Source organism: Acinetobacter sp. YH12045 (assembly GCF_013419925.1).
Taxonomy (GTDB): domain Bacteria; phylum Pseudomonadota; class Gammaproteobacteria; order Pseudomonadales; family Moraxellaceae; genus Acinetobacter; species Acinetobacter amyesii.
The window spans coordinates 1-7,788 of the sequence record NZ_VOZE01000025.1; the positions used below are offsets into that span (position 1 = coordinate 1).

8 protein-coding genes and 1 pseudogene are annotated in these 7,788 nt (G+C 38.3%); 7 read left to right on the forward strand and 2 right to left on the reverse strand.

The features are described 5' to 3' along the window. Nucleotides 1-1,073 (forward strand): ABC-F type ribosomal protection protein Msr(E) (gene msr(E), locus FTU02_RS15860; protein WP_180114983.1); only part of this gene is annotated, 1,073 nt, incomplete at its 5' end. 55 nt (nucleotides 1,074-1,128) lie between these two features. Beyond that, nucleotides 1,129-2,013 (forward strand): Mph(E) family macrolide 2'-phosphotransferase, encoded by an 885-nt coding sequence (locus FTU02_RS15865; protein ID WP_000155092.1) that lies wholly within the window; start codon nucleotides 1,129-1,131, stop codon nucleotides 2,011-2,013. A gap of 138 nt (nucleotides 2,014-2,151) precedes the next feature. On the opposite strand, the gene FTU02_RS15870 is transcribed toward FTU02_RS15865, so the two are convergent. Together FTU02_RS15870 and FTU02_RS15875 are read right to left on the reverse strand one after the other, a co-directional pair. Further along, nucleotides 2,152-2,583, reverse strand: coding sequence for a hypothetical protein (locus tag FTU02_RS15870; RefSeq protein ID WP_039090891.1), 432 nt, complete (start codon nucleotides 2,581-2,583; stop codon nucleotides 2,152-2,154). Nucleotides 2,584-2,600: 17 nt separating this feature from the next. Beyond that, a complete protein-coding gene (locus FTU02_RS15875; protein ID WP_088749624.1) occupies nucleotides 2,601-2,867 on the reverse strand; it encodes a mobilization protein in 267 nt (88 codons plus the stop codon). A gap of 208 nt (nucleotides 2,868-3,075) precedes the next feature. Between FTU02_RS15875 and mobQ the strand changes: the two genes are divergently transcribed. From mobQ to msr(E) (FTU02_RS15900), 5 genes and pseudogenes are all read left to right on the forward strand, one after another. Continuing rightward, entirely contained in the window at nucleotides 3,076-4,512 is a 1,437-nt protein-coding gene (gene mobQ / locus FTU02_RS15880; protein ID WP_107111964.1) for a MobQ family relaxase, read from the forward strand. Between the two features lie 101 nt (nucleotides 4,513-4,613). Next, the gene (locus FTU02_RS15885) at nucleotides 4,614-4,847 is read left to right on the forward strand and encodes a hypothetical protein (RefSeq protein WP_068553069.1); all 234 of its coding nucleotides are present in this window, start codon (nucleotides 4,614-4,616) and stop codon (nucleotides 4,845-4,847) included. A gap of 202 nt (nucleotides 4,848-5,049) precedes the next feature. Continuing rightward, nucleotides 5,050-5,979: a replication initiation protein RepM gene (repM, locus tag FTU02_RS15890; protein WP_068553070.1), complete on the forward strand. Its 930-nt coding sequence runs from the start codon at nucleotides 5,050-5,052 to the stop codon at nucleotides 5,977-5,979. Nucleotides 5,980-6,045: 66 nt separating this feature from the next. Then, nucleotides 6,046-6,588: a plasmid replication DNA-binding protein gene (locus FTU02_RS15895; protein ID WP_004896925.1), complete on the forward strand. Its 543-nt coding sequence runs from the start codon at nucleotides 6,046-6,048 to the stop codon at nucleotides 6,586-6,588. Nucleotides 6,589-7,258: 670 nt separating this feature from the next. Further along, nucleotides 7,259-7,788 (forward strand): annotated as a pseudogene (gene msr(E) / locus FTU02_RS15900) (ABC-F type ribosomal protection protein Msr(E)); the annotation flags it as partial.

The window sequence follows — 7,788 nt, forward strand, 5'->3', positions numbered from 1 at the left end:
TAGATCTACTTATTGGTCAACTTAAAGCATTTGATGGAGCATTACTTGTTATCAGTCATGACCGATATTTTCTTGATATGGTTGTAGACAAGATATGGGAGTTAAAAGACGGTAAAATTACGGAATATTGGGGTGGTTACTCGGATTACTTGCGTCAAAAAGAAGAAGAGCGACAACACCAAGCCGTAGAATATGAGCTGATGATGAAGGAACGGGAGCGATTAGAATCTGCTGTGCAAGAAAAACGCCAGCAAGCTAATCGATTAGACAATAAGAAAAAAGGAGAAAAATCCAAAAACTCTACCGAAAGTGCTGGACGACTTGGGCATGCAAAAATGACTGGCACCAAGCAAAGAAAACTGTATCAGGCAGCTAAGAGTATGGAAAAGCGTTTGGCTGCATTAGAAGATATTCAAGCACCAGAGCATTTGCGTTCTATTCGTTTTCGTCAAAGTTCAGCCCTAGAACTGCACAATAAGTTCCCGATTACGGCAGATGGTCTGAGCTTAAAATTTGGTAGCCGTACTATCTTTGATGACGCTAACTTTATAATACCGCTTGGCGCTAAAGTCGCTATAACTGGATCGAATGGAACAGGGAAAACGTCCTTGTTAAAAATGATATCAGAACGTGCTGATGGATTAACCATATCTCCAAAAGCTGAAATTGGCTACTTTACACAAACAGGATATAAATTTAACACGCATAAATCTGTGCTCTCCTTTATGCAGGAAGAGTGCGAGTACACAGTTGCGGAAATTCGTGCAGTATTGGCTTCAATGGGGATCGGAGCGAATGATATTCAAAAAAACTTATCCGACTTATCGGGAGGTGAAATCATCAAACTGCTTTTATCCAAAATGCTTTTAGGAAAATATAATATTTTGCTTATGGATGAACCAGGAAACTATCTTGACCTAAAAAGTATTGCCGCATTAGAAACAATGATGAAGTCCTATGCAGGAACTATTATCTTCGTATCTCATGACAAGCAATTGGTCGATAATATTGCTGACATTATCTACGAGATCAAAGACCACAAAATCATCAAGACTTTTGAGAGAGATTGTTAATGATAGCCAATCTAATCCGAACATTAATTATTGAACTCTTTAAAGGAAATTAAAAATGACAATTCAAGATATTCAATCACTTGCTGAAGCACACGGCTTGTTGCTTACGGACAAAATGAATTTCAATGAAATGGGCATTGATTTTAAGGTCGTTTTTGCTCTTGATACAAAGGGGCAACAATGGTTGCTGCGTATTCCTCGTCGTGATGGCATGAGGGAACAAATCAAGAAAGAAAAACGCATTTTAGAATTGGTAAAAAAACATCTTTCTGTAGAGGTTCCTGATTGGAGAATTTCATCTACAGAATTAGTGGCTTATCCCATACTTAAAGATAATCCTGTTTTAAATTTGGATGCTGAAACCTATGAAATAATTTGGAATATGGACAAAGATAGCCCGAAATACATAACATCTTTGGCAAAAACCTTATTTGAAATCCATAGTATTCCTGAAAAAGAAGTTCGGGAAAATGATTTGAAAATTATGAAACCTTCAGATTTAAGACCTGAAATAGCAAACAATTTGCAGTTAGTAAAATCTGAAATTGGTATAAGTGAGCAATTGGAAACCCGCTACAGAAAATGGTTGGATAATGATGTTCTATGGGCAGATTTCACCCAATTTATACATGGCGATTTATATGCTGGGCATGTACTAGCTTCAAAGGATGGAGCTGTTTCAGGCGTTATTGATTGGTCAACAGCCCATATAGATGACCCAGCGATTGATTTTGCTGGGCATGTAACTTTGTTTGGAGAAGAAAGCCTCAAAACTCTAATCATCGAGTATGAAAAACTAGGGGGTAAAGTTTGGAATAAACTATATGAACAGACTTTAGAAAGAGCAGCGGCCTCTCCTTTGATGTATGGTTTATTTGCCTTAGAAACTCAAAATGAAAGCCTTATCGTTGGAGCAAAAGCTCAGTTGGGAGTTATATAATTTAAAAATATGATTGCTGAGAACTGCCTTGTTTTGAAACTTGGTTGGCTTTAATTAGTTTTTAGTATTCTTTATAGAAAATGCCTCGATCAAGGGGCATTTCTAACAATCATTTAACATAAAATTTCTTATGCGAAATTACATACCAACTTTAACCACATTGTGGACAGGTTGGATTTTAGAGATAAGAAAAACTTCTAGGGCATTTGCTAAATAAGCCGTATCACGCTCAAAGCCTATTGTAATGATGGATCCAGCATCTTTCAGTCTTGGATCTATCGCAATATATTCAGTTTTATCTTCATTCCATCGGCAATATTTCATTACCCTGGCGCTTAAGCCATTACCACGATAACGGCCAGCACCTCTAGAAGTCCCAACACCGATATAAGTCACTAAATCCCCTTTGACAAACGCATATACACCTTGTTTATCGTAATTAGGAATTTTTCCAAAATTAAAATGTACTGGTGACCATTCAGGAGGCTTTCCTAATAGGTCTACATTCCAGTGATGTTCGAAGAATAATTCTGTATTACGTATTAACTTATTAAGTGTTGGATCTTCCACTACTTATCCCTCAAAATTTATAAATTAAAAAGCTTTCGGTCACGCTCATCTGTTAAATACTTATCCATCTGAGCAATTAATTTAGCTCTGGCTTGTTCATCATCTTCAGTGATCTTTAGCATACAGGATCCAATTAAAATTTTGCGTCTGGTATCATCCTTTCGAGCTTGTTCTTTCTCTTTAGCACGTTCTCTTGCCAGTGCTGCCTGTCTTTGAGCCTTTAACTGCTTTAGCTTTTCTTCCTGTGCTTTGATTTTGCTGTCTAGTGTTTCAGTAACGCTCATTAATCCAATACCATCATCCTGGGAAACCATCCCTAACATAAGCGCACTTGAATATGCATTCAAGGTGCTATATGTATAGTAATGTTTTCCTCGAAGAGCGCACTTATGCAAACTTCGTTTGCAAGTACGATTGGGGTCTCCCCAATACCCCGACAACCGTATCCACGGTTGTACTTCACTACGTGAAAATTTAAAAGCGAAAATAGGCATGGCGATTTACCACTTTTCAGTCAAAACCGTAGCACGATCAGCAGGGCGTTCCGCTACTGCTGCGATTGCCTATCGGGCAGGTGAAAAGATCTATTGTGAACGTGAGGGCCGAGAACATGATTACAGCCGAAAAACAGGTGTGGAATATAAAGAAATTTATTTACCCGAAGGCGCACCAGAACATTTAAAAAACCGGGAAAGACTCTGGAACGAAGTTGAACAACGGGAAACCCGAAAAAACTCGACAGTTGCCCGAGAATTTGAAATCGCTTTTCCAAGTGAATTAAATCAGGAACAACGCCTGGCCATGCTCGAAGAGCTATGCGCCAGTATCGTGGACAGACACCAGGTAGCCGTCGATGCCTGTATTCATGCACCGCATACTGGATCTGGTAGTGATGAACGCAATTATCACGCGCATATCCTGATGAGCACACGCAAACTTACTCAGGAAGGCTTCACCGAGAAAACCCGGGAACTGGATCAGAAACACAGTGGAGAAATCGAACACTGGCGCGAACACTTTGCCGATATCTGCAATATGCACCTGGATCTGGCTGGATACACTGCCCGAGTCGACCACCGCAGCTACAAAGACCAGGAGAATGGTTTAGAAGCCACGCTGCACGAAGGGCCGAAAGTCACCGAACTGCGCCGAAAAGGGATTGAGACCGAAATCAGCCGAAGCAATGACGAAATCAAACAGAGAAATCAGGCTCAGCTGCAATACAGCAAAAATATGGATCTGCTGATTGCTGAAAATGAGATCAAACTCAGCACACTGAAAACAGAACAGCAGATCCAAATCAAAAATAGCGCTAAAACGCCACCAATTGACGAAAAAGCCCTGTTTGAGGAAAAACAGAGGGAAACCCTTGGCAAAGTGCTAAAACGCGAAATCAGCGCAAAAGACGCGAATCTAGACCTGGATTTCATGCAGCGTAATCTCAAACAAGCCGAAATAACCCTGACCAAGCACCACAAACATCAAAATGAGTTCAATCAGCAGCTTGCCCAGGAGATCGTGAAAAGCGGACTCAAGCAAAGTCATGACAAATTGCAAAGCCTGGTCGATCAACACAACGAATTAACTCAGAACAAACCCTTACTGTTTGGAAAAAAAGCCTGGGAAGCCCAACGTGATGCGATTTACCAGGAGCACAAAAAGCTGAAAGGTCAGCATGAACACCAGAAAAAACATGGTGTGAAGGATTTATTGGAAAATGACAAATTCAAAGAACATGCCTGGAAGCAGTACCAACAACAACATCCAGCCAAAGCCAAGCAATACCAGACTCTATACCCATCCTATCAAGTCATTAAAAAATGTGTGGATGAGATCAAAGCAGAACAACAGATGAAACTCAGACAGGAACAACAGCTCAAAGCACAGCAACATGCGCCTAAAATGAAATCTCGTGGCATGAGTCGCTAAACAGAGCGAGTGTCTACGAGCGAACTGAGAAAATTTGCCCATCCCTTTCCCTGATTACAAGCTCCCTATCCATCAATCACCTGCTTTACAGAGCATCCCGAATGGGTGCGAACTTTCCAAATTTGATTCCTAAACCGAGCGTAGCGAGAAAAAAAGCTCATGAGCGAAGCGAATTCCGAGCTGCTTTTGATCTTGCTTTTGCTTTTTCTCAAATTCACGAAAATATGAACCAAAAATTGCCCCGACGAATCGAGCGAAAGCGAGATTCAATAGAGTTTGAGCGAAGCGAAAACCAAGGGCAATTTTTTACTCCCTGGGCTTTTAATTATTTTTAAGCTTTTAAATGCTTTTAATTAAGCTGTAATCCTTTATTCATAATGGTTCTAGAGATATTAAAACGAGGTTTACCTTGCATTAAAACGAGGTTTACCTTGCATTAAAACGAGGTTTACCTTGCATTAAAACGAGGTTTACCTTGCATTAAGCGAGATAATTATATAACCTCGTCTTATTGAATTAAAAATATAATCTTTTCATATGAAAACAGAACTAGTTGTTAAAGATAACGCCTTAATCAATGCCAGTTATAACCTCGATCTAGTTGAACAGAGGTTAATTCTCCTAGCTATTGTTGAAGCAAGGGAATCGGGTAAAGGGATAAATGCTAATGATCCACTAACAGTTCATGCTGAAAGTTATATTAATCAGTTTGGTGTACATCGAAATACGGCTTATCAGGCGTTAAAAGATGCTTGCGATGACTTGTTTGCAAGACAATTCAGTTATCAGAGTCTTAGTGAAAAAGGTAACACTATTAATCACAAATCAAGATGGGTGAGCGAGGTGGCTTATATTGATAATGAAGCTGTCGTTAGACTTATTTTTGCCCCTGCTATTGTGCCTTTAATTACTAGGTTAGAAGAACAATTTACAAAGTATGAAATACAACAAATAAGTAATTTAACAAGTGCTTATGCTGTTCGTTTATATGAAATATTGATTGCATGGCGTAGTACTGGAAAAACGCCTCTCATAACTATGTATGATTTTAGACAAAAAATAGGTGTACTCGAGACTGAATACAAACGAATGTATGATTTTAAAAAATATGTTTTAGACATTGCATTAAAACAAGTAAATGAACATACCGATATTATTGTCAAAGTTGAACAGCATAAAACAGGTAGATCTATTACTGGTTTTTCATTTAGCTTTAAACAGAAAAAATCAGCCACGCATTCAGTCGAATCTAAAAGAGATCCGAATACATTAGACCTCTTTTCAAAAATAACAGATAAACAACGCCATCTATTCGCCAACAAGCTCTCAGAGCTTCCTGAGATGAGTAAATATTCACAAGGCACAGAAAGCTATCAGCAGTTTGCTGTACGTATAGCTGCCATGCTGCAAGATGCAGAGAAATTTAAGGAATTACTTCCTTTACTCAGAAAATTAGGATTTCAATGACATTGTTAATTGAAATTGTTAAGTTAACAGTCAGGTATTAACACAAGTTGAAAACTGGTTTACATAATGAAAAAACTGTCAGTTTCAGAGTTAGCTAAGCTTTATGGATATTCAAGACAAGCCATATATGCACATATAAACAAAGGAAATTTATCTAAAGGATCTGATGGATTAATTGACTTTTCAGAGGCCCTAAGAGTTTTTGGGGAACCACAAAAAAAAGAGGATACAGTCAATCAAAGTCAATCAATTAACAGTCAAAACTTGACAGAAGTTGACTTACTAAAACGTCAAGTTGACATACTGGAAAAACAATTAAATCAGGCAATACAGAGAGAAAATCAATCTTTAGAACGTGAATCGTTTTATCAAGAACAGATTGAAGCTATGCAGCGCTTACTAGAAGCACCAAAAGCCAATATGACTACCTTTACCGATCAGAGCTTTAAACAGGATATAGCAACGGATCCTCGGTCGGAACTAGCAACGAACTATGACGAATTGACTACTCCTCAGCAAGACAATAAGCGTATTCCTATCCCGGAGCATGTTGAACCAGAACAGAAGAAGAGAGGCTTCCTAAGCCGCTTTTTCCTTCCATATGGTTAGCCAAGACTCCAGTTTTTTGAAGAGCCAATTTCAGTGCAAGCACTTGAAATAATGACTCCTCAAAAAACCGGATGATGTTTATTAAAACTGAATAAAACCGTGGAACATCGCTCAATTAGTGATCGTGGAACATGAATAATCAATAAAAAGCCGTTCTGGTGCCCTATACTCCAGAACGGCTTACGTTAATATAATGATATTTAAAGAGAAATATCAAGCATTTCGTATAAGGTGTATTATGTTAATTTTAGAAAATCTTCACTACTATTATTTTAAAATAAGCCTTATATCCAAGCATAAAACAAGGTTGTCTAGACTTCTTTTAACAGTAAAGTTATCATAAAACTGAATTTTATTTTTTAGGTAAGTTTATGCATTCTATCCGCATTCGTTAAGACACAACTATTTGCATAGTGACACTATTTTATAATGGTGGGCTTTTGTTGTGTCTTTAAGAATATATGCGGATATATAAAGTAAAAGTATGCTTAATTTATAAGTATGCTTTTAGTGCATAGTTTCCAGTTATAACTTAATTGACTAGCTATTTGTCCACCCTGTGGATGAATAGCTTTTTTTTTGGGAGGACACTGTGATGCTAGCTTTTGTTTTCACCTAAATCCTGTTTGCTGCATAAAAAATTTCAAGAGCTAAACAGGAGTAAATAAAAATGAGTTTAATTATTAAAGCGAGAAACATACGCTTGGATTATGCTGGGCGTGATGTTTTGGATATTGATGAATTGGAAATTCACTCTTATGACCGTATTGGTCTTGTGGGTGATAACGGAGCAGGAAAGAGTAGTTTACTCAAAGTACTTAATGGCGAAATTGTTTTAGCCGAAGCGACATTACAGCGTTTTGGTGATTTTGCACATATCAGCCAACTGGGCGGAATCGAAATAGAAACGGTCGAAGACCGGGCAATGTTATCTCGCCTTGGTGTTTCCAATGTACAAAACGACACAATGAGTGGCGGAGAGGAAACTCGTGCAAAAATTGCTGCCGCATTTTCCCAACAAGTACATGGCATTCTAGCGGATGAACCAACCAGCCACCTTGATCTCAATGGAATAGATCTACTTATTGGTCAACTTAAAGCATTTGATGGAGCATTACTTGTTATCAGTCATGACCGATATTTTCTTGATATGGTTGTAGACAAGATATGGGAGTTAAAAGACGGTAAAATTACGGAATA

Coding starts and splice junctions, on each gene's coding strand:
- FTU02_RS15865 (WP_000155092.1), top strand. CDS start 1,129: ATGACAATTCAAGATATTCAATCACTTGCTGAAGCACACGGCTTGTTG.
- repM (WP_068553070.1), top strand. CDS start 5,050: ATGAAAACAGAACTAGTTGTTAAAGATAACGCCTTAATCAATGCCAGT.
- FTU02_RS15885 (WP_068553069.1), top strand. CDS start 4,614: ATGGGTGCGAACTTTCCAAATTTGATTCCTAAACCGAGCGTAGCGAGA.
- FTU02_RS15875 (WP_088749624.1), bottom strand. CDS start 2,867: ATGAGCGTTACTGAAACACTAGACAGCAAAATCAAAGCACAGGAAGAA.
- mobQ (WP_107111964.1), top strand. CDS start 3,076: ATGGCGATTTACCACTTTTCAGTCAAAACCGTAGCACGATCAGCAGGG.
- FTU02_RS15895 (WP_004896925.1), top strand. CDS start 6,046: ATGAAAAAACTGTCAGTTTCAGAGTTAGCTAAGCTTTATGGATATTCA.